Genomic DNA, 22,995 nt, shown 5'->3' with positions numbered 1-22,995 from the left:
CGAAAATAATGAAAAGGAATGTCTAAAAAACTTGAACATATTAATAGAAACAGGTTAAACTTGTTTAAAGTTGAATTATAATTTTATCGGAGTGCAAGTTGACTGATAAGGACAAAAATATACCTGCTCCAATAAAAGGAAGGTGCTTCTATTGACTACTGTAATAGCATTTATTTTCATGTTTGGTTTACTTGTGTTTATCCACGAGTGGGGACATATGATATTCGCAAAGCGGGCAGGTATGCTTGTACGTGAATTTGCAATTGGGTTTGGACCTAAAATATTCTCTTTTACAAGAAATGAAACGTTATATACCATCCGTCTGATTCCTGCAGGCGGATACGTGCGGGTCGCTGGGGAAGATCCTGAAATCATTGACTTGAAACCGGGACATCATATTGGCCTTGAATTCACGGACGAAGGCAGTGTTTCCAGAATTATCGTTAACAATAAATCGAAACATCCAAACGCTCGAGTGATTGAAGTTGAGCATGTTGATCTTGACCATCAGCTGATTATTGAAGGCTATGAAATTGATGATGAAGATGAAAAGCTTCGTTTCCAGGTTGATCCAAGAGCATTTTTTGTGATGGATGAAAGAGAGACGCAGATTGCGCCATATGATCGTCAGTTCGCTTCAAAAACGATCGGACAACGGGCCATGCAGCTGTTCGCCGGTCCGATGATGAACTTTATTTTGGCTATTTTTATCTTTGTTGTTATCGGTTTTGTACAAGGTGTTCCGGTCGATGAAGCTAAAATGGGCGAAATTTTGCCGGATACGCCTGCCGAAGAAGCTGGACTCCAGCCGAATGATACTATAATTGAAATCGATGATAACTCAATCTCCACATGGCAGGAATTCACTTCGATTGTGAGAGAGAATCCTGGACAGGAATTAAATATGGTTGTTTTGCGGGATAATCAGGAAGAAACGGTAACCGTTGTTCCGGATGAAGCTGAGACGGTGGATGAAAAGGGAGAACCTGTTTCCATTGGTCAAATTGGGGTTTACCAGGCATTCGAAAAATCCTTGATAGGAACATTCCAATATGGTTTTGAACGAACATACGATACCACTCGATTGATTATTACGAATCTCGCCATGCTTGTCACTGGTCAGGTTCCAATTGATATGCTGTCAGGACCTGTTGGTATTTATGATGCCACAGATCAAGTGGTACAGACAGGCTTTATGAATCTGCTGCTTTGGACGGCAATGTTAAGCATCAACTTAGGAATCATCAATCTGGTTCCATTGCCGGCACTCGATGGCGGACGGTTATTGTTTATCGGGATTGAGGCTGTACGCGGCAAACCGATTGCGCCGGAAAGAGAAGGAATCTTTCACTTCGTTGGTTTCGCATTTCTGATGCTGCTGATGATTGTTGTGACATGGAATGATATCCAGCGCCTATTCCTTTAATAATCAAGAATGGATCCTATCAACATTTAGTAAACAGCTTGTTTAAAAATTTTAGTGATGCCCTTGTCGAAAAAAGACAAGGGCATATATGATTGAAGATATTTATTCACTTTGGGAGGTGTAATAAATGGATATATCCAAAAAAGAGAAAATGGATTTGCTTTTGAAACAGTTAGAAGTGTCCGATGATTACATTGCAAATTATTTTAAATCAAGCTACTTAGATAAACTGGAAGTATTTAAAAAAACAAAAACATGGCATTTTCATGTCCATGTGGATAACGTGCTGCCCTTTGAAGCGTACCTGATGTTCACTTCTAAACTGCAAGAAGCATTTCAGCAGATTGCCAAGGTAGAGTTAACGATAGAAGCGGATAAGAAAGACTGTAACGATGAATCACTTCGAGGCTATTGGAAGCATTTTATTACATCGCTCACCCAATTATCTCCTGCATATAAAGATCTGATTCAAAACCAGGTCCCTGAAGTTAACAATAATAAGATTATGTTAACTTCCAGGAATGATGCGGAGGCAAGTGCTTTAAAGAGACGGCTGGAAGCTGACTTCAAGAATTATTGCAATAAAGCCGGTCTGCTCGCCTATACGCTTGAAATAAATGTTAAAACAGATGCTTCCGATATTCAGAAGTTCAGAGATCAGAAGGCATTAGAAGATAAGCAGCTAGTATTAAAGACTGTACAGGAAAAAGAGAAAAGAGATAAAGATAAAGCAAACCACGATAATCGTCGTCTCGCTATTGGTTACAAAATACAGGAGGAACCGATTACAATGGAGCAAATTCTTGAGGAAGAGAGACGAATTACCGTGCAAGGTTACGTCTTTGCTTCAGAAGTAAGAGAATTACGTTCGGGCAGAAGTCTACTGATCATTAAAGCAACTGATTATACAGACTCTCTGCAAATTAAGATGTTTTCTAAAGGTGACGAGGATGCGGCCAAATTTGCAGATGTGAAAAAAGGCATGTGGATAAAAGCAAGAGGAAGCATCCAGACCGATATGTATACCAATGAACTGGCGATGATGGCCAATGATATACATGAAATCAAAGTTGCTTCCCGGATGGATGAAGCCCCAGAGGAAGAGAAAAGGGTCGAACTCCATGCACATACTACGATGAGCCAGATGGATGCTGTCGTATCTCCGGAAGTGCTTGTGAGCCAGGCAGCAAAATGGGGACATAAGGCCATTGCTATCACCGACCATGCTGGTGTTCAAGGATTCCCTGATGCACATGCTGCCGGGAAGAAAAATGGCATCAAGATTCTATACGGGGTGGAGGCCAATCTGGTAGATGATGGTGTTCCAATCGCATATAACGAATCCAATCGGGATTTGGAAAATGATACCTATATTGTGTTCGATGTGGAGACTACAGGGCTATCGGCAGTTTACGATACGATTATCGAACTGGCGGCAGTCAAAATACAAAAAGGGGAAATCATCGACCGCTTCGAGGCATTTGCCAATCCGCATCATCCGTTATCACAAACAACGATTGAGCTGACAGGCATTACAGATGATATGGTAAGAGATGCACCAGAAATCGAAGAGGTATTAAAGGATTTCCATCAGTGGATGGGGGACGATATTCTCGTTGCCCATAATGCAAGCTTTGATATGGGCTTTTTGAATCAAGGTCTAAAACGGTTTGATTATGATAAAGCAAAAAATCCTGTCGTCGATACCTTGGAACTGGCAAGATTCCTATTTCCAGAGCTGCGAAATCACCGTCTGAATACGCTTTGTAAGCACTTGGACATTGAACTGACACAGCATCATAGGGCAATCTATGACGCAGAAGCAACTGGTTATTTACTATGGAAGCTTGTCCAAAGATTGTTAACAAGAAATATTACGAACCATAATGAACTAAACAATCATATGGGAGAAGGAAACGCCTATCAGCGGTCCAGACCATACCATTGCACAATACTTGCCAAAAACCAGGAAGGTCTGAAAAACCTTTATAAGCTTGTTTCCAGTGCACATATCGACTATTTCTACAGGGTGCCCCGCATTCCAAGATCCCTGTTAAGGAAACACCGGGAAGGAATCATTATCGGGACTGCATGCGATAAAGGGGAAGTTTTTGAAACAATGATGCAAAAGTCGGCAGAAGAAGCGGAACAGGCTGCAGAATTCTATGATTATATAGAAGTGCAGCCCCCGGCCAATTACGCTCACCTGATAGAGAAGGACCTTGTACAGAATGAATCGCAAATACTCGATATCATCAAGAAATTGGTGGATCTGGGAAAACGGATGAATAAACCTGTTGTGGCTACAGGAAATGTACATTATATTGATGATCATGATAAACAATACCGTCAAATTCTGATTGGGGCACAGGCCGGGAACCCATTAAACAGACAGACATTGCCTGATACACCGTTCAGGACAACAAATGAAATGCTCGATTGCTTTAAGTTCTTGGGTGAAGAAACTGCGTATGATATCGTAGTGAAGAATACCAATGCCATTGCTGATCAGCTTGAAGAAATATCACCAGTAAGAGACGGTCTGTATACTCCTACGATTAAAGGAGCTGAGCAGGATATGCGGGATCTCTGCTACAACCGTGCCAAGAAAATATATGGTGAACCTGTTCCGCAGATTGTGGTCGATCGTTTGGAAAAAGAATTGGATAGTATTATAGGGAACGGTTTTGCGGTTATATATCTTATTTCCCATAAACTGGTAAAAAAATCACTGGACGATGGTTATTTGGTAGGTTCAAGGGGTTCCGTTGGTTCTTCCTTGGTTGCGACCATGTCAGAGATAACGGAAGTGAATCCATTGGTTCCGCATTATGTCTGTGAAAAATGCCATTACAACGAATTCTTTACCGATGGATCTGTTGCTAGTGGATTTGACCTTCCTGATAAGGCATGTCCCGAATGCGATACACCGCTGAAGAAAGATGGACAGGACATTCCATTTGAAACCTTTCTTGGATTTAAAGGGGACAAGGTACCTGATATTGACTTGAACTTCTCCGGAGCATATCAGCCGAGAGCACATAATTATACAAAAGAGCTGTTCGGAGTTGATTATGTATACCGTGCAGGTACAATAGGAACCATTGCGGAAAAGACTGCCTATGGTTATGTGAAAGGCTATGCCTCAGATAAACAATTGGTTTATAAAAATGCCGAAGTTGATCGGCTCGTTCAAGGGTGTACAGGCGTAAAACGAACGACGGGACAACATCCCGGGGGTATTATTGTTGTGCCGGAAAATATGGAGATATATGATTTTACACCAATACAATTCCCTGCAGATGATCGTAATAGTGAATGGAGAACAACACATTTTGATTTCCATTCCATCCACGATAACTTGCTGAAGCTTGATATCCTTGGTCATGATGACCCAACCGTAATTCGGATGCTGCAGGATTTAAGCGGCATAGATCCAAAAGATATTCCAACCGACGATGCCGAAGTGATGAAGATATTCTCTGGAACAGAATCTCTTGGTGTAACTCCGCAGCAGATTAACTGTAAGACAGGTACCCTTGGCGTTCCGGAGTTCGGAACAAAATTCGTTCGCCAAATGCTTGAAGATACAAAGCCAAGCACCTTTGCAGAATTGTTGATCATTTCCGGTCTTTCACATGGTACCGATGTATGGTTGGGAAATGCGCAAGAACTGATTAACGACGGAATATGCGAATTGCCGGATGTAATCGGATGCCGTGATGATATTATGGTTTATTTGATGCATAAAGGACTTGAACCATCACTTGCTTTTAAAATTATGGAATTTGTCCGTAAAGGAAAGGGCCTGCAGGAAGATTGGATTGTCGAAATGAGAAAGCACAATGTACCTGATTGGTATATTGAATCCTGTAAAAAGATCAAATACATGTTTCCAAAAGCCCATGCCGCGGCGTATGTATTGATGGCAATCCGCATCGCCTATTTTAAAGTGCATCATCCAATTCTCTTTTACGCGGCATACTTTACTGTAAGGGCTGATGATTTCGAACTGGACACTATGATCAAAGGTCCGGATGCTATCCGCAATCGAATTGAAACCATTACGGTAAAAGGCAATGATGCTTCACCAAAAGAGAAAAGTTTACTGACAGTTTTGGAGATTTCGCTGGAAATGTGTGAACGTGGATTCTCATTACAAAAAGTGGATCTCTATAAGTCCAGTGCGACTGACTTTATTGTCGATGGCGACAGTTTGCTTCCTCCATTCAATGCAGTTGATGGTTTGGGGACAAATGCTGCCCTTAATATTGAGAAAGCACGTGAAGAGGGTGAATTCCTTTCCAAAGAAGACTTGAGGGAGCGAAGCAAGATTTCCAAAACAGTCCTTGAATACTTGGACAATCATGGCTGTTTGGAAGGTATGGCCGATAAAAACCAATTATCACTCTTCTGAATTCATACAGAAAAAATCAGACAAGCAGTTTAATTAAAGCGTATTAAAATAAGAGTGGTATCCGCAATGATTTGCAGGGTACCGCTTTTGTTGTTATTAAGCGATTCGATTAATTACTGAAAGCATGCATAGAGAATGGTTCATCAATAGAAACATGTCAATCATCAAAAGCTTTATGATTATTTCAAAATCGGTTTTATGCAAAACCTTTATACTTCTATGCATTAGTTTCACTCGGAAGCCCAGCCTGTATTTATCGTAAAAGCCTATGATATAATAGCTGTGGAAATCATAAATCCATCGATCAGACTAATGCTAAAATAACAATTACTACTACTATTAGGGGATGAAAATATGGAATTGCATTATGACGGGGATCAGGGTATGAAAGATTTTATTAGAGATAACAGAAAAGAATTTGAGCGGAAATTGCTGGATGAGGCAGTACAGGTTCGCGATAAGGTTGACCAGATAAATATAATAGGGAATATTAATTTGCTTGATAATGCGTACAATCTTGCACTAAGTGTTGTACAAAACAAAAGAGATGAGGTAACCGCGCTCGGAACCAAAGAAGGAGTAGCCTGGGCAGGCCATAGTCTGACTCTTGCCTTTAAGCTGGAATGGATTCAGGCGATCCGGAAAACGCTGTGGGAATTTCTGTATGAATACGATAAAGAAGGAGATAAGTTAAGTCAAAAGGATGAATACTATAACCTGCAAATTAAAATAAATGGCTTGGTTGATGAATTTTTCCGTTCATTTTTCTTAAGTTATTCCTCCTATAAAGATAAATTGCTGGAGTCCAAAAATAAACTGGTTGAAAGTTTATCTGCACCGATCATACCAATCAGTGAAAAGATCAGTGTTCTGCCATTAATCGGTATGCTTGATGAATTCCGCGGGAATATTATTGAAGAAAAGGTATTGAATGATATTGGCAAGAAAGGTGTGCAGGTCCTCGTGCTGGATTTCTCAGGGCTTGCACAGATGGAAGGCAATGCTATCCATTTCTTTATGAAACTGCTTGATGGCATTACGATGATGGGGTGTAAAGCAATCATTACCGGAGTACGGCCTGAAGTTGTTCCGCTTTTTATCGAACAGGATCTTTCCTTTGGAAAAAATATCGAAACAAAGGCCACACTTCAGCAGGCACTGAAGGATTTTCTGGAGCCGAAGTAAGCCTGCAGGGTCATTTCTTGCACTGCTATAGCATTTATGATATACTTTTTTTGGAAAGTAATGATACGGACGATTGAAAGAGTGGGTTTCCAGCCCACTCTTTCTTCATAGTGTTATGCCAATCTCCAAGCTTCCCCCCTAGCCACAACATCCGGCAGGGGTTTTATATTGACCTTGGATGTGTCAATATGAAATTGGATAGTATAGTTACTATAAGTCATAAATACAGCGATTTAAAGGAGGATGAAATTTGAGCTCCCAGGTAATTAAAATTACAGAAGAACTGGTACAGCCCATTCTCGAGGAAAAGAATCTTGAACTTGCCGATATCGAGTACGTAAAAGAAGGAAAGAATTGGTTTTTAAGAGTCTATATCGATAAGGAAGGCGGCGTTGATATCGTTGAATGCGGTGAAGTTTCTGAACAGCTGAGTGAAAAACTGGATGAAACGGATCCGATAAAAGACCCTTATTTTCTGGAAGTTTCCTCACCAGGGGTGGAAAGGCCATTAAAAACACAAGGGGATTTCATAAAAAATCTAAATAAGAATGTTTTTGTGAAACTTTATGAACGCATCGATGGTGAAAAAGAATTTGAAGGTATTTTAAAAGATTTCAAAGAAGACACAGCTATAATTGAGTATAAAATAAAAACAAGAAAAAAACGTGTGGAAATACCATATGACAAGATAGCAAAAGCAAGACTTGCTGTTATGTTTTAATTGAAGGGGGAAACTAAAAGTGAGCAGTCAGCTGTTTGACGCGATTGATAATTTGGCAAAGGAAAAAGGGATTGAAAAGGACATACTTATGGAAGCCTTGGAAGCTGCCCTTATCTCTGCTTATAAGAAAAATTTCAAATCTGCAACAAACGTTAGAGTCGAACTTAATGAAATATCCGGAAAGATGAGTGTCTTTTCCAGAAAAACGGTAGTAGAGCAAGTAGAAGACAGTCAGCAGGAGATTTCGGTAGAAGAAGCGAAGAAAATGGATCCAAACTATGAACTTGAAGATATTATCGAAGTGGAAGTAACACCGAAAGACTTTGGCCGGATTGCAGCCCAAGCTGCTAAACAAGTAGTTACACAACGGGTAAGAGAAGCAGAGCGTGGTGTTATCTTCTCAGAATATATTGATCGCGAAGAAGACGTGATGACAGGTATCATCCAACGGAAAGACCCACGTTTTGTTTATGTCAATCTCGGGAAAATTGAGGCTAAGTTAGCCGAGGCCGAACAGATGCCAACGGAAGAATATAATGTTCACGACCGTTTGAAGGTATTTGTCACAAAAGTGGAAAACACGAGCAAAGGACCGCAAATATATATATCCAGATCCCATCCGGGTCTATTAAAACGACTATTTGAAATGGAAGTTCCGGAAATCTTTGATGGAACAGTAGAAATAAAATCCGTTGCAAGGGAAGCTGGAGACCGTTCTAAAATTTCCGTTCATGCACAGGATCCTGAGGTTGACCCGGTTGGTTCGTGTGTAGGACAGCGTGGACAGCGTGTACAAGCAATCGTAAATGAGCTGAAGGGTGAAAAGATAGATATTGTTGAATGGTCAGAGGACCCTGTTGTCTATGTTTCCAATGCCCTCAGTCCTTCCAAAGTCATTGATGTACTGGTAAATGAGGAAGAAAAGGCAACAACGGTCATCGTTCCAGACTATCAATTATCGCTTGCAATCGGAAAAAGAGGACAGAATGCTAGGCTAGCTGCAAAGTTAACAGGATGGAAAATAGACATCAAGAGTGAAACAGAAGCAAAAGAAGAAGGACTGTTAACAGTATCTGAAAGCGATAATTCCTATTCCGACAATGACGAGGATTTGTTTGAATAAGGAGGGATAAAATGGTTCAGAAGAAAAAGGTACCTGAAAGAAAATGTGTCGTTACAAATGAAATGAAGCCAAAAAAAGATCTGATTCGGGTGGTCAGGAACAAAGAAGGAGAAGTCTTTGTGGACCCAACCGGAAAGAAAAATGGGAGAGGCGCATATTTAAGCCGTGATTTGGATGTTGTCTTAAAGGCGGAGAAATCGCATGTGCTGAACCGGATATTCAGTACGGAAGTGGATGCCTCCATCTATGAGGAATTGAAGCAGCTCGTAAATGGTAAAACAACATGAAAAGCAATTATTTAAATATGATCGGTCTTGCCTATCGTGCAGGCAAGTGTACCCTTGGTGAAGAGTCAATTTTAAAGGATATACGCTCTAACCGTGCAAAATTGGTACTGCTGGCCAGCGATATCGGACCACAGACGAAGAAAAAACTAATGGATAAATGTCAATATTATAAAGTACCATTTCTGATTGCGGATGATAGAGAAACATTGTCACATGCAGTCGGTAAATCCCATAGAGTCGCAATAGCTATCTTGGACGCAGGCTTTGCTACCAAGATAAAATCGTTGCTCGGGTAATCAAATTCGGGGGTGAACGTATGAGTAAAATGCGTGTATATGAATATGCAAAACAAAACAATACAACAAGTAAAGATGTAATCAATTATTTAACTAGTATCAATGTGGAAGTTTCCAACCATATGTCAACTATATCTGATGACACAGTAAAGAAACTGAATGAAAAGTTTAGTGCAAAACCAAAGCAATCCGAGAAAACAGCCAAACCAGCTGAAAAAAGCAATTCAAATCAGCAAGCATCCAGCAATAGCAATCAAAAGAAGCCACAGAATAATAATCAAGGCAAGAATGGCAATCCTAACCATTCCGGCTTCCGAAATAATGGCCAGCAAAACAAAGCAAATAACAAAAACAAGAAACAAAAAGGTCCTAAAAAAGGACAACAGCAGCCTGCTGCTGTACAAAAGCCAATCAAAGAAACACCGAAAAAAATTACGTACAGTGATACGCTGACAGTAAGTGATTTGGCAGCCAAATTAAATAAAGAAGCTGCAGAACTTATTAAGAAACTGATGTTTATGGGTGTTATGGCAACGAAAAACCAGGATCTCGATGATGATGCAGTCGAATTGATCTGCAGTGAATACGATGTCGAAGTAGAAAAAGAAATCGTATTGGAAGATACAGATTTTGATAAATACAAAGAAGAAGAAAAAGAAGAAAACCTGATTGAAAGACCTGCAGTTGTTACGATAATGGGACACGTTGACCATGGTAAAACAACATTGCTTGACGCGATTCGCCATACAAAAGTTACAGCAGGCGAAGCAGGCGGGATCACACAGCATATCGGGGCATATCAGGTTGAAAACGAAGGTAAAAAGATTTCGTTCCTTGATACACCAGGACATGCTGCCTTTACAAGCATGCGTTCACGCGGTGCACAGGTAACGGATATTGCTATCCTGGTTGTTGCGGCTGATGATGGCGTGATGCCGCAGACGGTTGAAGCGATTAACCATGCAAAGGCAGCCGAAGTGCCAATTATTGTGGCTGTTAATAAAATGGATAAAGAAGGGGCAAACCCGGATCGCGTGATGCAGGAATTGACGGAATATGAACTGATTCCGGAAGATTGGGGCGGCAGTACAATCTTTGTCAATCTCTCTGCAATCAAGAATGAGGGGATCGATGACCTGCTGGAAATGATCTTGCTTGTCGCTGAAGTTGAAGAATTAAAGGCAAACCCTAATGCCAATGCATCAGGAACCGTAATTGATGCACAACTGGATAAGGGAAGAGGATCTGTTTCCACACTGCTTGTACAAAATGGTACATTACATGTTGGAGACGCTATTGTCGTCGGTAATACGTATGGACGTGTCCGTGCGATGGTAAACGATCTTGGTAAACGTGTTACAGAGGTTGGTCCATCTGCACCGGTTGAGATTACAGGACTACATGATGTGCCGCAGGCTGGTGATCAATTCTTGGTATTTGATGATGAGAAGAAAGCCCGTCAAATCGGTGAAGCCCGCCAGCAGAATCATATTGTAGCGAGCCGCGGAGAACAGTCCAGCGTTAGCTTGGAAGACCTGTTCGATAAGATTAAACAAGGTGAAATGAAGGAATTGAATATCATTGTTAAAGCAGATGTTCAAGGTTCGGTTGAAGCACTTGCTGGATCGCTTCGCAAGATTGAAGTGGAAGGTGTCAACATCAAAATCATCCATACAGGTGTAGGCGCGATTACCGAATCAGATATCATCCTTGCCTCTGCATCAAATGCAATTGTTATCGGATTTAATGTTCGTCCTGATGTCAATGCGAAAAATGCTGCAGAGTCTGAGAAAGTGGATATTCGACTTCATCGTGTCATTTATAATGCCATTGAGGAAATTGAATCTGCCATGAAGGGGATGCTTGACCCTGAATTTGAAGAAAAGGTCATTGGGCAGGCTGAAGTCCGTGAAACATTTAAGGTTTCCAAAATTGGTACGATTGCCGGAAGCTATGTAACAGACGGTAAAATAACCAGGGATGCTGGAGTAAGACTTATCCGTGATGGTGTCGTTCTTTATGAAGGGGAATTATTGGCACTTAAACGTTTTAAGGATGATGTGAAGGAAGTTGCGCAAAACTATGAGTGCGGTATAACGATTTCAAACTTTAACGATATTAAAGAAGGCGACATCATCGAGGCCTTCGTCATGGAAGAAATCGAACGGAAATGATCGTCTATGCTGAAGTAGAGTGTATCATGTACGAAGGGCATTCTCTAAAGGCAAAACGTTCTATTATGAAAAAACTATTTGCAAAACTGCACTCTAATTTCAATGTCGCTGTCACAGAGCTTGATTATCATGACCTGTGGCAGCGCACGAAAATCGGAATTGTTGCAATATCCACCGACTATATCCATGCGGAAAAGGTGATTCAAAAAGCATTGGATACCGTCGATGGATTTACAGAACTGGAGCGCACCATAACAAATGTGGAGCGACTTTAAATAGTCTCATTTTAACTGAGGTGAATAAAAATGGCTGAATTAAGGGCAAACAGAGTGGCGGAACAAATGAAAAAAGAACTGAGTGATATCCTGACTCGGAAGATAAAAGACCCGAGAGTAGGATTTGTCACCGTAACAGACGTTGAAGTTACTGGTGACCTCCAGCAGGCAAAGGTGTTTATTTCTGTGCTTGGTGACGAAAAGAAGAGGCAGGATACCTTAATGGGTCTGGCCAAGGCAAAGGGCTTTATCCGTTCGGAGATTGGTAATCGTATCCGACTCCGTAAAACTCCGGAACTAACTTTTGAATTTGATGAAGCTTATGAATATGGGAATCGGATTGAATCGATTCTGCGGGATTTAAATAAATAATAAGATCAGAATCTGGCCTGTTTTTTCTAGAGATTAATACGGGTCAGATTTTTCCTTACATTCTTATAGGATTATGATTTAATGGAGGCTGGTTGAATGGATGGGATTTTACCATTGTGGAAACCAAAAGGATTCACGTCACATGATTGTGTCATGAAATGCCGAAGATACTTTAAAACTAAAAAAGTAGGACATACTGGTACACTTGATCCTGAAGTGGAGGGCATACTGCCAATCTGCATTGGGCAGGCAACGAAAATCGTTCCTTTCCTTACAGAAACCAGTAAGACCTATATTGCTGAGCTGAAGCTTGGATCTACAACAGATACAGAGGATGCACATGGAAGTGTGATCGAACAAAAGGAATTGACGGATTTTCCGGCTGTTTCTGTGATTGATGATGTACTTGCATCATTTACCGGAAAGATTACGCAAGTACCGCCGATGTATTCAGCGGTAAAAGTGAATGGAAAGAAACTATATGAATATGCCAGAGCAAACCAGGAAGTGGAACGGCCAAAACGGGAAGTAACCATTTATGAACTTGATAAATTATCAGTTGATCCACAACAACAGACAATCCGTATGAAGATCATCTGTTCAAAAGGTACATATATAAGAACACTTTGTGTGGATATCGGTAAAGAACTGGGATATCCTGCGCATATGTCTGCTTTGGTAAGAACAAAAACCGGTTCGTTTTCAGAGAAAAATTCAGTAACATTTGATACTATAGAAGAAGCGATGGAAAATAACACACAAGATAATCTCCTCCATCCGATAACAGCGGGTCTGACCCATATGGACAAGCTAACCGTAAATGAAACAACAAAAGTTAAAGTGATGAATGGGCAGAAGCTTCCGAAACCGGAGGAAACGCTTCAAACAGACCCATTTGCTGTCATGCATGATGATCAATTATTAGCAATCTATCAACAACATCCTGAGAATCCTGATCAGATTAAGCCGGTCCGTGTTTTCAGCGAATGATTAAAAAGTGCAGGTGAATGATTATGAGAACGATTGAATTGACGTATCCACATACATTGGGAATGGAAGAACTGCCAAAGACTGTCAGTGCCATTGGATTCTTTGATGGTATACATAAAGGACATCAGCAGGTCATTAAAACGGCTGTAAATGAAGCAGCAAATCAAAATATGGAGAGTGCTGTCATTACCTTTCATCCACACCCATCTGTAGTTTTAAAAAAAGGCACACAGCACGTGAAATATATCACTCCGATGAAGCAAAAAAAGGAATTATTGCAGAATTTGAATGTTGACCGTCTATACATTATCAAATTCAACAAAGAACTTTCACAATTGTCGCCGCAAGAATTTATCGATCACTTCATTATTGGTTTAAACATAAAGCACCTTGTGGCGGGCTTTGATTATTCCTTTGGTCATCGAGGACAAGGCAATATGGAAAACATTAGGGAATACACCCGAGATGCTTTCGATTTTACAACCATTGACAAAGTAGCCTTGGAAGAAGAAAAAGTAAGTTCCACGAGAATCAGGGAATTATTGAAAGCTGGAAAAATAGATAAAGCAAATCATTTACTTGGACGGCCATTGAAGTTTAGCGGTATCGTTGTGCGAGGAGAACAGCGGGGCAGAGAATTAGGATATCCTACCGCAAATCTCCAGCTGCACGAAGATGTATTGCTTCCAAAGCGGGGAGTATATGCAGTTCGGGTCATCTATAAAAGTGAAATATATGAAGGAATGGCCAACATCGGTACCAATCCAACCTTCACAGAAGATAGACAGGACCTTTCCGTTGAAGTGAACATATTTGATTATAATAATGATTTGTATGGTGAAGAACTTCAGGTCGAGTGGCATAGATATATTCGGGAAGAAGAGAAATATCAGAGCGCGGAAGCGTTGATTAAGCAGATGGCACTCGATGAAAAAATGATTCGTTCCTATTTTGCTGATTAAAAATCCAGCAGAAAGAATAGAGCACAGGGACTTGATTTTTTCTTGCGGAAGCGTTATGCTAGTAAACGTAAAACCATCCCTTGGCAAATCGTAACTCCGACGTTTGCTGGGAGATCGGGGCTATAATAATAATACTAGGAGGTGCACCAGATGGCTATTACTCAAGAACGTAAGAATGAAATCATTAATGAATACAAGGTTCATGATACTGACACTGGTTCTCCGGAAGTACAAATCGCTGTACTTACTGAGGATATCAACGCATTGAACGAACATTTACGTGTTCATAAGAAGGATCACCATTCACGCCGTGGTCTTTTGAAAATGGTTGGTAAACGTCGTAACTTACTTACTTACCTACGTAACAATGACGTTTCCCGTTACCGTGAATTAATTAAAAAACTCGGTTTACGCCGATAGTCTTTTTAAAAAGCAGGAGAAATCCTGCTTTTTCTATTAGGATTATTTTTTTATAATACATAACCTTTTTCTGGATAAACCAGAATCAATATATACTTGCAGTTTGATTCCTGTACTTCTATCGTTTATTCTATAGAGAGGAATTAATTGGTATACTTGATGCAAGATAGCCTTCACATGGATGTCAATAAATTATAAAATGAAAATAGCATGTTGTATTGAAAGGAGCACTATTACTAATGGCAGAAGAAAAACAAGTATTCTCCACTGAAATCTCCGGGAAGAAATTCACCATCGAGATTGGAGAGCTGGCAAAACAGGCAAATGGTGCATGTATGGTCCATTATGGCGATACATCCGTACTGTCTGTAGCGACAGCGTCGAAGCAACCAAAGGATCTACCATTTTTCCCATTGACCGTTAACTATGAAGAAAGATTATATGCGGTAGGTAAAATTCCAGGTGGATTTATCAAACGCGAAGGACGTCCAAGCGAGAAAGCAATCTTATCTTCCCGTTTGATTGACCGTCCGATCCGTCCGTTATTCCCTGATGGCTTCAGGAATGAAGTTCAGGTAATCAGTACCGTTATGAGTGTGGACCAGGATTGCCCATCTGAAATTGCTGCAATGATTGGATCATCAATTGCGCTTAGCGTATCCGATATTCCATTTGCAGAACCGATTGCCGGAGTTCATGTAGGAAGAGTAGATGGAGAGTTTATCATCAACCCTACAATCGAGCAAGAAGCGAAAAGTGATATTGAACTAACTGTTGCCGGAACCAAAAGTGCCATCAATATGGTTGAAGCAGGAGCTGACGAAGTTCCCGAAGAAGTGATGCTTGAAGCGATCATGTTCGGTCACGATGAAATAAAACGCTTAGTTGCTTTTCAGGAAGAGATTGTTAAAGCAGCCGGAGTGGAAAAATCAGAAGTAACCTTGTTTGAGTTAGATGCAGAGTTGTTTGCTAAAGTGGAAGCAGAGGCAAAAGACAAATTAACAGAAGCGATTCAAGTGCAGGAAAAGCATGCAAGAGAAGATGCGATTGCAAGTGTAAAAGACGAAGTGCTTGAAGCATATGCTGAAGAAGAGGCAGATGTCATCAAACAAGTGAAATCGATTCTCGATAAAATGGTCAAGACGGAAGTTCGCCGATTGATCACAAAAGAAAAGATTCGCCCGGATGGCCGTAAGCCAGATGAAATTCGTCCACTTTCTTCCAGAATTCATGTACTGCCAAGAACGCATGGTTCAGGATTGTTTACACGTGGACAAACCCAGGCATTAAGTGTTTGTACCTTAGGGGCTTTAGGTGACGTTCAGATTTTGGACGGGCTTGATCTGGAAGAGTCGAAGCGGTTTATGCATCACTATAACTTCCCGCAATATAGTGTTGGGGAAACAGGGCCGATCCGAGGACCTGGTCGTCGTGAAATCGGTCATGGCGCATTAGGTGAGCGCGCACTAGAAAAAGTCATACCATCTGAAAAGGACTTCCCTTATACCATTCGTCTGGTTTCAGAAGTTCTTGAATCAAACGGTTCAACTTCACAGGCAAGTATATGTGCAAGCACACTAGCAATGATGGACGCTGGTATTCCAATTAAAGCACCTGTTGCCGGTATTGCAATGGGTCTTGTCAAAACAGGTGAAGATTATACAATTCTTACCGATATTCAAGGGATGGAAGATGCTCTTGGAGATATGGACTTTAAAGTTGCCGGAACCTCAGAAGGTGTTACTGCCTTGCAGATGGATATTAAGATCTCCGGTTTATCGAGAGAAATTCTTGAAGAGGCATTGACACAGGCGAAAAAAGGACGTATGCAGATCCTTGATTCTATGCTTGCAACGATTAATGAGCCTAAAACAGAGCTTTCAGAGTTTGCGCCTAAAATTCTTACAATGTCCATCAATCCGAATAAAATTCGCGATGTAATTGGGCCAAGTGGCAAACAGATCAATCAGATTATCGATGAAACCGGTGTGAAGATTGATATTGAACAGGATGGCAAGGTATTCATCTCCTCTACAGATTCTTCCATGAACGATAAAGCGAAGAAGATCATTGAAGATCTCGTCCGTGAGGTTGAAGTTGGTCAAATGTATTTAGGCACGGTTAAACGTATCGAGAAATTTGGTGCTTTCGTAGAATTGTTCAAAGGAAAAGATGGATTGGTTCATATTTCCGAATTGGCTGAGGAGCGTACAAATAAAGTGGAAGACGTTGTTTCTATCGGCGATCAGATTATGGTCAAGGTAAAAGAAATCGATCGTCAGGGCAGAGTGAACCTTTCACGCAAAGCGGTATTGACTGAAGAGAAAGAACGAGAAGAAAAAGCAAAACAATAATAATGCAAGATGAAAAAAGAAGCTGGATGCAGTTTCTTTTTTTATGGATTTTTTTATCTGTTTGCAGGTCAAACTATAACCAGCATCACCCTTATAAATAATCATACTTGTCCTTTCTCAGCATAGATTTGTTAAGGGGAGGGGTTTGTATGAGGGATTACCGAAAATACGTTAATTTGTTTTTATTTATTATACTGGTCGCTGCGGCCTTTCGTACAGAATATAATCCGTTTGAGAGCAATGTCGCAACCCTTGGAACGGGACTATCGATTCAAAGCGATGCCCTATATAAGGAAATTGAGGAGCGTAGCAATACATTAAGCGAGAAACCCCAAGATGCTTATATTGATGATGTATGGAAAAAGACTGCTGGAAGAAATGGCTTAAAAGTCAACGTGGAGAAATCCTACGAACAAATGAAAAAAAAGAGTGTCTATGATGAATCCTTGATTGTTTATGAACAGATCAGTCCGAATATTTCGTTGGATGATCTGCCTGCTTCCCCAATCTACCGCGGACATCCTGAAAAGGACATGGTGGCGTTACTCGTTAACGTGTCATGGGGGGAATCATATATTCCGGAAATGCTAAGTATATTAAAAGAAAATAAAGTGAAAGCGACATTTTTTATTGAAGGAAAATGGGCAAAGGAAAATTCCGACCTTGTGAAGATGATTGATGAGGAAGGACATGTTATCGGAAACCATGCCTATAACCATCCCGATATGGCCAGATTGTCCAGTGGGGATAGTGTCGAACAGATTAATCAGACAAACCAGATATTAAAGGCAATTACAGGAGAAAAACCGAAATGGTTTGCCCCTCCTAGTGGAAGTTTCAATGATCAGGTTGTCCAATCGGCACATAGCATGGATATGGAAACCATACTATGGACTGTTGACACGATTGATTGGAAGAATCCATCCGTTTCTGTTATGATAAACCGGGTAACAGAAAAAATTCATCCAGGAGCAACGGTGCTTATGCATCCTACATCATCCACTGCGAATGGATTGGATCAACTAATCAAACTTATTAAAGAGCGCGGATATAAACTTGGAACAATTGAAACACTTCTCAGTGAAGACAGATAATCTTCATGTATCAGTCTATCCTTAATTATACGGATGGGACACATTAGGAGGAAAAATAGTGATTGATAAGCATACAAGCAAAAATGGAGTTCGGATTGTACTGGAAAAAATACCTGCAGTGCGATCTGTTACGATTGGTATATGGGTCCTAACTGGATCAAGAAACGAAACTGGTGAAAATAACGGAATTTCGCATTTTCTGGAGCACATGTTTTTTAAAGGGACAAAAACCCGTTCAGCACAGGATATTGCAGAAGCCTTCGATTCCATCGGCGGTCAAATAAATGCTTTCACATCGAAAGAATACACTTGCTATTATGCTAAGGTGCTGGATACACATAAGGATTTCGCTTTGGAAATACTTGCTGACATGTTCTTTAATTCGACTTTTGATTCGGAGGAAATGGAACGGGAGAAGAAAGTGGTATATGAAGAAATAAAAATGTATGAGGATACTCCCGATGATATCGTCCATGATCTCCTGGCAAAAGCATCGTATGGAGATCATCCGCTAGGCTATTCGATTCTCGGTACTGAGGGACATTTAAAGGAATTCAATCCGGATATCCTCAGAAGGTATGTCGAACAGCGTTATACACCTAACCATGTTGTCATTTCGGTAGCTGGAAATGTAGATAGCTCATTTATCCATTCCGTGGAAGGCTATTTTGGATCGTACGAGTCACCTGCAGACAATAAGGAAATCGTAAAGCCATCATTTCTAGCACAATCGATTGAAAGAAACAAAGATACCGAACAGGCACATCTTTGTTTAGGCTACCAGGGCCTTCCTCAAGGGGATAAGGATATATATAGCCTTATCATCATGAACAATGTACTCGGAGGAAGCATGAGTTCTAGACTGTTTCAGGATGTAAGGGAGAAACAGGGACTTGCATATTCCGTATTCTCGTATCATTCGACATTTTTGGATCACGGGCTGTTGACGATATACGCAGGTACTGGTAAGGATCAGCTGCCGCTGCTGAGAGATACGATTAGCAAAACAGTAGATACGTTAATTAAAGAAGGACTTTCAGATAAGGAATTGCGCAACAGCAAGGAACAAATGAAAGGCAGCCTAATGCTTAGCCTGGAGAGCACAAACAGCCGGATGTCCAGAAATGGCAGAAATGAACTCTTGCTTCAGCGGCATCGCACATTGGATGAGACAATCAGGGATATTGATGCAGTCAGCCACAATTCCGTGAAACAAGTGATTAAAACAGTATTCAATCATCCTGCTTCAAGTGCATTAATTGCACCCGCAATGAATCCTGAATAAGCAAACACTTTTCTCTAATTGATTGTTATTTTGACATAGAAGATAGAACTGCGAAGTAATAGCAACGGCCAATCTCCGCTCCGGGCAGTCGCTTTCCGTGGCGGGCGCTCTCAGCTTCCTCGGAAGAAACCCACTTCCTGGGGGATCTTCAGCTGTTGCTTTTCCCGCTGGAGTCGACTGCCCTGCACTCCAATCCATAGCGGAGGAAATACACGTAGACTCCAGCGGGAAAGCGAGTGTATTTCCGGAGCGGAGATTACCACAGCCCCACTAGATGAACCTTGGTCTGCCAGCAACGCTTCGAAGCAGGGTTCCTCGGTGCAAGGGAACAAGGGAGCAATCGCAAGCAGTACCCTGGCTTAGCGCATGCCCGCGGAAATCGCATCGTATTTCTGGAGTGGGGATAAAGCTATTCATCAAATTACTTCATAGTTTATATTAACAGAGAAGGTTAACAACAAAGTTTACTTAAAGTGTGCTTCAATCCGCATTGGCGTATTGAAGCACTTTTTATTAGTCAGAAAATCTCATGGGACAGCAGCATTCTAATGCATCGTCGTCCTGTTTTATACATAGCTTTTTCATAGAAACATATATATGATATAAACAGTTTTCGGGAGGCTGGAACATGCGGTTCAAAGAGATGAGTGACAAGGAGATCATTAACGTTAATGAGGGAACAAGACTTGGAATATTGGGGCAGACCGATTTGGAAATCGATGAGAAGTCAGGTCAGATAGAATCCTTTATCATTCCCAATTATAAATGGTTTGGTTTAGTGAAAGAAGGGGATGAAACGAAAATCCCCTGGAAATCGATCAAAAAAATCGGTGAAGATATGATTATGATTGAAACAAATCATTTTGGTTAATACCTTAAAAATCAAGGCTGCTATCACGATTGTGATAGCAGCCTTTTTCTATCTTTTTTTAAACTGACAATCACTCCCACAGTGCTCTCACATAAGCTATAAAGAAAATGATTACAGGAATTGTATGTCTGGAGGGTAAACACAACAATGAGTCAATTAATAGCTGTGATTGGCGGGGACGCAAGATATCTGGAGCTGATCAGGCAACTAAAACAATTACCTGACACTACGATAATTCTCGTTGGGTTTGACAAACTGGAACAAGGATTTATGGAATTAAATGAAATGGAATTAGATGAACTGGATCAGTCTAAGCTCGATGCGGTTGTTCTTCCCATCACAGGTACGGATGCAAAAGGAAATATTGAAACCGTATTTTCGGATAAAGTTATTAATCTGAATAAGGAATGGTTTCATAAACTAAAAAAAACTTCCATTGTATTTACAGGAATAACAAATGATTATCTATCGCAGTCTGCAAATGAAACAGGAATCACATTAATTCCATTGCTGGAAAGAGACGATGTTGCTATTTATAATTCAATTCCTACTGCAGAAGGGGCCATCATGATGGCGTTCGAACAGACAGATCATACCATACATTCATCAAATGTATTGGTGACGGGGTTTGGCCGGGTTGGAAATACGGTTGCCAATAAATTCTCAGCACTCGGTGCAAACGTATCCGTTTGTGCAAGAAGCATCAGGGACCTCGCACGGATTACCGAAATGGGATTGCGCGCAATCCCGTTGGAAAAGCTTTCTGAGAACACGCATAACTGTGATGTATTAATAAATACCATTCCATCTCCGATTGTCACAAAGGAAGCAATTCAGAATCTGCCGGTAAACGCAATTATTATCGATTTGGCATCCAAGCCAGGCGGTACGGATTTTGAGTTTGCCGATAAAAGGGGAATTAAAGCGATTTTGGCAAGAAGTCTTCCCGGAATTGTAGCACCCCGAACGGCTGGAAAGATATTGGCAGACGTTATAACACAAATTCTGGAAGAAGAGAGGGAAGCACTATGAATCTGGCCGGAAAGCGGATTGGAATTGGATTGACTGGTTCGCATCACACATTTAAACAGGTGTTTGTGCAGCTAGAAAAGTTGATGAGAGAACAGGCCGAAGTCATTCCAATTGTTTCCTACACTGTCCAAAACACGGATACAAAATTCGGTAAAGCCACAGATCATATTAACGAACTGGAACGTATTACAGGAAATAAGGTCATTAAAACGATTCCGGAAGCGGAGCCCCTTGGACCAAAGTCGCCGCTTGATTGCATGGTAATCGCGCCGCTTACTGGAAATTCATTGAGTAAGATGGCAAACGCCCAAACAGATAATCCGGTTCTGATGGCCGCGAAATCCACCTTGAGAAATCAGAATCCGGTCTTGCTTGGTGTGACGACAAACGATGCATTGGGATTGAATGGGACCAATTTGATGAAACTGATGAACAGCAAGAATATCTATTTCATCCCTTTTGGACAGGATGACCCATACAATAAACCAAATTCCGTATCAGCTAAATTGGATTATCTGGTTGATAGTGTCAAAGCTGCTTTAAATGATCAGCAACTCCAGCCTATTATTATTCCTTATACGGCTGAAAATATGTTAAAATAAAAAACTAGTACAATTAATTGAAGCTAGTTATTTTCCATTTTGAAGGGAGTCATGGCAAATGCCAGTAAAAACAGCATATAATGTTGCAGTCGTCGGAGCAACAGGAGCAGTCGGACAGAAAATCATTCAACTATTAGAAGATAAACGTTTTCCTATAAATAAATTAAAATTGCTCTCCTCAAAAAGGTCAGCCGGGAAGAGGGTTGCTTTTGGTAATAAACAAATTATTGTAGAAGAAGCAACGCCGGAGAGCTTTGCAGGTATCGATATTGCTCTTTTTTCTGCAGGGGGATCTGTTTCTAAGGAACTTGCACCTGAAGCTGTAAAACATGGTGCAGTTGTCGTCGATAACACAAGTGCCTACAGGATGGATGAGAATGTCCCGCTTGTAGTACCGGAAGTGAACAGTGAGGACATTGCAAAACATAATGGCATCATTGCAAATCCTAATTGCTCGACCATTCAAATGGTTGCTGCTTTAAAACCAATTAAAGACGCATTCGGAATCAATCGAATCATTGTTTCCACCTACCAGGCCGTATCCGGTGCTGGTGCTAAGGCTGCTGAGGAATTAAAGATCCAGTCGCAGCAATATCTGAATGAAGAAGAAATGGTGGCTAATCTTCTCCCTGTTAAAGGTGACGAGAATCACTATCCAATCGCATTTAATGCACTTCCGCAGATTGATGTATTCGGTGATAATGGATATACATTTGAAGAAATGAAAATGATGAATGAAACCAAAAAAATCATGCATGATGATGCATTATCCGTTGCTGCAACATGTGTAAGACTGCCATTCTTCACTTCACATGCGGAGAGCGTATACATTGAACTCGATCAGGAAGATGTCAAGGTAGCAGACTTATGGGAAGTACTGAAAACTGCTGACGGTGTTGTACTTCAGGACAATCCAGCGGTACAGGAATACCCTACTCCTTTAGCGGCAGCAGACAAAGAGGAAGTTTTTGTCGGCCGTGTCCGCAAAGATCCTGATCATTCAAAAGGATTCCATCTCTGGATAGTATCTGACAACCTGCTTAAAGGGGCTGCATGGAATACGGTTCAAATTGCGCAATCATTGATTAAAAATAATTGGCTATAATTGT

Annotated in this window: 20 protein-coding genes; all 20 read left to right on the top strand. The window is 40.9% G+C overall.

All coding sequences use genetic code 11. The features are described 5' to 3' along the window. Window positions 1–151 precede the first annotated feature (151 nt). Window positions 152–1,426, top strand: coding sequence for an RIP metalloprotease RseP (gene rseP, locus OMHG_RS06160; RefSeq protein ID WP_010649257.1), 1,275 nt, complete (start codon window positions 152–154; stop codon window positions 1,424–1,426). A gap of 127 nt (window positions 1,427–1,553) precedes the next feature. Then, window positions 1,554–5,843: a PolC-type DNA polymerase III gene (locus OMHG_RS06155; RefSeq protein ID WP_010649256.1), complete on the top strand. Its 4,290-nt coding sequence runs from the start codon at window positions 1,554–1,556 to the stop codon at window positions 5,841–5,843. 354 nt (window positions 5,844–6,197) lie between these two features. Further along, window positions 6,198–7,028 (top strand): STAS domain-containing protein, encoded by an 831-nt coding sequence (locus OMHG_RS06150; RefSeq protein WP_010649255.1) that lies wholly within the window; start codon window positions 6,198–6,200, stop codon window positions 7,026–7,028. 250 nt (window positions 7,029–7,278) lie between these two features. After that, window positions 7,279–7,749: a ribosome maturation factor RimP gene (gene rimP / locus OMHG_RS06145; protein WP_010649254.1), complete on the top strand. Its 471-nt coding sequence runs from the start codon at window positions 7,279–7,281 to the stop codon at window positions 7,747–7,749. A gap of 19 nt (window positions 7,750–7,768) precedes the next feature. Next, window positions 7,769–8,872 (top strand): transcription termination factor NusA, encoded by a 1,104-nt coding sequence (gene nusA / locus OMHG_RS06140; protein ID WP_010649253.1) that lies wholly within the window; start codon window positions 7,769–7,771, stop codon window positions 8,870–8,872. Between the two features lie 11 nt (window positions 8,873–8,883). Beyond that, window positions 8,884–9,159: an RNase P modulator RnpM gene (rnpM, locus tag OMHG_RS06135; protein ID WP_010649252.1), complete on the top strand. Its 276-nt coding sequence runs from the start codon at window positions 8,884–8,886 to the stop codon at window positions 9,157–9,159. Beyond that, a complete protein-coding gene (locus OMHG_RS06130) occupies window positions 9,156–9,455 on the top strand; it encodes a L7Ae/L30e/S12e/Gadd45 family ribosomal protein (protein ID WP_010649251.1) in 300 nt (99 codons plus the stop codon). Before rnpM ends, OMHG_RS06130 begins: the two co-directional genes overlap by 4 nt. A gap of 20 nt (window positions 9,456–9,475) precedes the next feature. Continuing rightward, window positions 9,476–11,629, top strand: a complete 2,154-nt coding sequence (gene infB / locus OMHG_RS06125) for a translation initiation factor IF-2 (RefSeq protein ID WP_010649250.1) — start codon at window positions 9,476–9,478, stop codon at window positions 11,627–11,629. Continuing rightward, window positions 11,626–11,904, top strand: coding sequence for a DUF503 domain-containing protein (locus OMHG_RS06120; protein WP_010649248.1), 279 nt, complete (start codon window positions 11,626–11,628; stop codon window positions 11,902–11,904). The genes infB and OMHG_RS06120 overlap by 4 nt, the downstream gene beginning before the upstream one ends. Window positions 11,905–11,934: 30 nt before the next feature. Beyond that, entirely contained in the window at window positions 11,935–12,276 is a 342-nt protein-coding gene (rbfA, locus tag OMHG_RS06115) for a 30S ribosome-binding factor RbfA (protein WP_010649245.1), read from the top strand. Between the two features lie 96 nt (window positions 12,277–12,372). After that, on the top strand, window positions 12,373–13,266 hold the full coding sequence (gene truB, locus OMHG_RS06110) for a tRNA pseudouridine(55) synthase TruB (protein ID WP_010649243.1): 894 nt from the start codon (window positions 12,373–12,375) through the stop codon (window positions 13,264–13,266). A 23-nt stretch (window positions 13,267–13,289) separates the two neighbouring features. Further along, on the top strand, window positions 13,290–14,228 hold the full coding sequence (locus OMHG_RS06105) for a bifunctional riboflavin kinase/FAD synthetase (RefSeq protein ID WP_010649242.1): 939 nt from the start codon (window positions 13,290–13,292) through the stop codon (window positions 14,226–14,228). Between the two features lie 150 nt (window positions 14,229–14,378). Beyond that, window positions 14,379–14,648 (top strand): 30S ribosomal protein S15, encoded by a 270-nt coding sequence (rpsO, locus tag OMHG_RS06100; RefSeq protein WP_010649241.1) that lies wholly within the window; start codon window positions 14,379–14,381, stop codon window positions 14,646–14,648. 239 nt (window positions 14,649–14,887) lie between these two features. Next, on the top strand, window positions 14,888–17,002 hold the full coding sequence (locus OMHG_RS06095) for a polyribonucleotide nucleotidyltransferase (protein WP_010649240.1): 2,115 nt from the start codon (window positions 14,888–14,890) through the stop codon (window positions 17,000–17,002). 149 nt (window positions 17,003–17,151) lie between these two features. Further along, entirely contained in the window at window positions 17,152–18,096 is a 945-nt protein-coding gene (locus OMHG_RS06090; protein ID WP_010649236.1) for a polysaccharide deacetylase family protein, read from the top strand. 58 nt (window positions 18,097–18,154) lie between these two features. Then, window positions 18,155–19,381, top strand: a complete 1,227-nt coding sequence (locus OMHG_RS06085; protein ID WP_010649234.1) for a M16 family metallopeptidase — start codon at window positions 18,155–18,157, stop codon at window positions 19,379–19,381. Window positions 19,382–20,009: 628 nt separating this feature from the next. Next, on the top strand, window positions 20,010–20,252 hold the full coding sequence (locus OMHG_RS06080; RefSeq protein ID WP_010649233.1) for a YlmC/YmxH family sporulation protein: 243 nt from the start codon (window positions 20,010–20,012) through the stop codon (window positions 20,250–20,252). Window positions 20,253–20,399: 147 nt separating this feature from the next. Beyond that, complete coding sequence (gene dpaA, locus OMHG_RS06075; RefSeq protein ID WP_010649231.1) at window positions 20,400–21,284, top strand: dipicolinic acid synthetase subunit A; 885 nt, start codon at window positions 20,400–20,402, stop codon at window positions 21,282–21,284. Beyond that, entirely contained in the window at window positions 21,281–21,886 is a 606-nt protein-coding gene (dpaB, locus tag OMHG_RS06070; RefSeq protein WP_010649229.1) for a dipicolinate synthase subunit B, read from the top strand. Before dpaA ends, dpaB begins: the two co-directional genes overlap by 4 nt. A 58-nt stretch (window positions 21,887–21,944) precedes the next feature. Beyond that, window positions 21,945–22,991 (top strand): aspartate-semialdehyde dehydrogenase, encoded by a 1,047-nt coding sequence (gene asd, locus OMHG_RS06065; RefSeq protein WP_010649228.1) that lies wholly within the window; start codon window positions 21,945–21,947, stop codon window positions 22,989–22,991. Window positions 22,992–22,995: the final 4 nt, after the last annotated feature.

Source organism: Oceanobacillus massiliensis str. N'diop (genome assembly GCF_000285495.1).
In the GTDB taxonomy this organism is placed as follows: Bacteria; Bacillota; Bacilli; order Bacillales; family Amphibacillaceae; genus Oceanobacillus; species Oceanobacillus massiliensis.
This window is presented reverse-complemented; position numbering and strand designations above follow the sequence as displayed.